This window comes from Arthrobacter sp. Hiyo1, assembly GCF_001263615.2.
Taxonomy (GTDB): domain Bacteria; phylum Actinomycetota; class Actinomycetes; order Actinomycetales; family Micrococcaceae; genus Arthrobacter.
This window is the reverse complement of record NZ_DF952473.1, coordinates 37,392-39,449: the sequence shown is the minus strand read 5'-3', so window position 1 is coordinate 39,449 and position 2,058 is coordinate 37,392. Positions and strand designations below refer to the sequence as shown.

General features: G+C 61.7%; 3 protein-coding genes and 1 pseudogene. All 4 read left to right on the top strand.

What is annotated here, in order from left to right:
* The first annotated feature begins 172 nt into the window (after positions 1 to 172).
* A complete protein-coding gene (gene mihF, locus AHiyo1_RS15780; RefSeq protein ID WP_084784535.1) occupies positions 173 to 499 on the top strand; it encodes an integration host factor, actinobacterial type in 327 nt (108 codons plus the stop codon).
* A gap of 72 nt (positions 500 to 571) precedes the next feature.
* The gene (gene gmk, locus AHiyo1_RS15775) at positions 572 to 1,144 is read left to right on the top strand and encodes a guanylate kinase (RefSeq protein WP_059389188.1); all 573 of its coding nucleotides are present in this window, start codon (positions 572 to 574) and stop codon (positions 1,142 to 1,144) included.
* Positions 1,145 to 1,183: 39 nt separating this feature from the next.
* On the top strand, positions 1,184 to 1,444 hold the full coding sequence (gene rpoZ, locus AHiyo1_RS15770; RefSeq protein ID WP_028267125.1) for a DNA-directed RNA polymerase subunit omega: 261 nt from the start codon (positions 1,184 to 1,186) through the stop codon (positions 1,442 to 1,444).
* Positions 1,445 to 1,470: 26 nt separating this feature from the next.
* Positions 1,471 to 2,058 (top strand): annotated as a pseudogene (locus tag AHiyo1_RS26990) (flavoprotein); the annotation flags it as partial.

The following is a 2,058-nucleotide window of genomic DNA, read 5'->3' as shown; positions in this document are numbered from 1 at the left end:
CCAACGATTGCCGGACTACGATCCGCCACCGAGTCCACCCGCGACGGCTTGCTGGAAGCCTGAGCCTGATCTTCGTCGGTCCAATGCATTGCGCTCCGCACTGGGCACGCGATAGCTTCGGGATCAGTCCAATCCGCTACGCACTCGATGCCGGCCAAAGGGGGATGTGTCAGTGACCTTAAAGGCTCTGTCGCCAGAGGAACGTTCCGATGCCTTGGAAAAGGCAGCGAGAGCCCGGGCAAGACGCGCACTCGCGAAGGAACAGCTCAGGACGGGCGAACTCAGCATTGCCGGTCTGATCAAGTCGGCGCAGACCGACGAGGCCATCGCCCGAATGCGCGTTTCCGAGCTGATCGAGGCCGTACCGGGCATTGGCCCGGTACGGGCAGCGGCCATCATGGCGGAGATCGGGATCGCTCCTTCACGCAGGCTCAGGGGCCTGGGAATTCACCAATCCCGGTCGCTGATAGATTTTATGGAAGACAAATACAGAGTTTAAACGAATGCAGCGTTCAACAAATGCAGCGTTTAGAAGATACGCAGCATATATAGAATCTCCACGAAGGACGATGTGAGCAAGAATCCGGGACTGACCGTCCTCGCAGGCCCCACTGCCGTTGGCAAGGGAACAGTATCCACGTATATCCGGGACAATTACCCCGAGGTCTGGCTGTCGGTTTCAGCCACCACCCGCGCACCGCGGCCGGGGGAGAAGGACGGTGTCCACTACTACTTCAAGTCCGCCGAAGAATTCGACGCACTCGTTGCGGACGGCCAGTTGCTTGAGTGGGCCGTCGTCCACGGAAAGAACCGCTACGGCACGCTCCGCAGCACCGTGGACGCCGCCATCGCCGAAGGCAGGTCCGTGCTGTTGGAGATCGATCTGCAGGGCGCCCGCCAGGTCAAGGCGGCAGTTCCGGACGCCAACTTCGTGTTCCTCGCTCCGCCCAGCTGGGACGAAATGGTCCGCCGCTTGGTGGGCCGTGGCACCGAAACCCCGGAGGAACAGCAGCGACGGCTGGAAACCGCTAAACTGGAACTTGCCGCTGAACCGGAGTTTGACCACACCGTCATCAATGACGACGTACGCCGGGCAGCGGACGAGCTTGTTTCACTCATGGGGCTTACCCCGCACCAGCGCTAAGCGCTAGCACTTGTCAGCCCGTTAGAATTTGGAGAATTCGTGTCCACGAACCTTGAAGGCATCATCAACCCGCCGATCGACGAGCTGCTTGCTGCTGCCGATTCAAAGTACGGCCTGGTGATTTTCGGTGCCAAGCGCGCGCGCCAGATCAACGCGTACTACGCCCAGCTGCACGAGGGCCTCTTCGAGTACGTTGGCCCGCTGGTCGACACCAAGCTGAACGAGAAGTCGCTTTCCATCGCCCTGCGCGAGATCAACGAAGGCCTGCTGGTTTCCACGCCCATCGAGCCCGCAGAGTAAACAGACTGCCTGTTGACGGAGGTCACGTGCGCATAGTCCTCGGAGTCGGGGGAGGGATCGCAGCCTACAAGGTTGCATCGCTCCTCCGGCTTTTTACTGAAGCCGGACACAACGTCACGGTCATTCCCACGGAGGCCGCCATCCGCTTTGTCGGCGTGGTACGTGGGAGGCCCTCTCGGGCAATCCGGTGAGCAACAGCGTCTTTGACGACGTCGAGAAGGTCAACCACGTCCGCCTCGGCCATGAAGCGGATCTCATTGTGGTCGCCCCGGCAACTGCCGACCTGCTGGCCAAGGCGGCAACCGGCCAAGCGGGAGATCTGCTCACCAACACACTGCTCATGGCGCATGGTCCGGTGCTTTTCGCTCCGGCGATGCACACCGAAATGTGGCACAACCAAGCCACCCAGGCGAATGTGGAAACACTGCGCAGCAGGGGCATCACCGTCCTGGAACCCGCGGTGGGCCGTCTGACAGGAGCGGATTCCGGGCCGGGCAGGCTGCCCGAGCCGGAAGCGATCTTCGCGGCCGCCATGGCTTTGGTCGACGCCTCCTCGCCCTCAACTCCGCTTGCTGGACCCAAACCCCTGGCAGGGCGCACCATCACGATTTCCG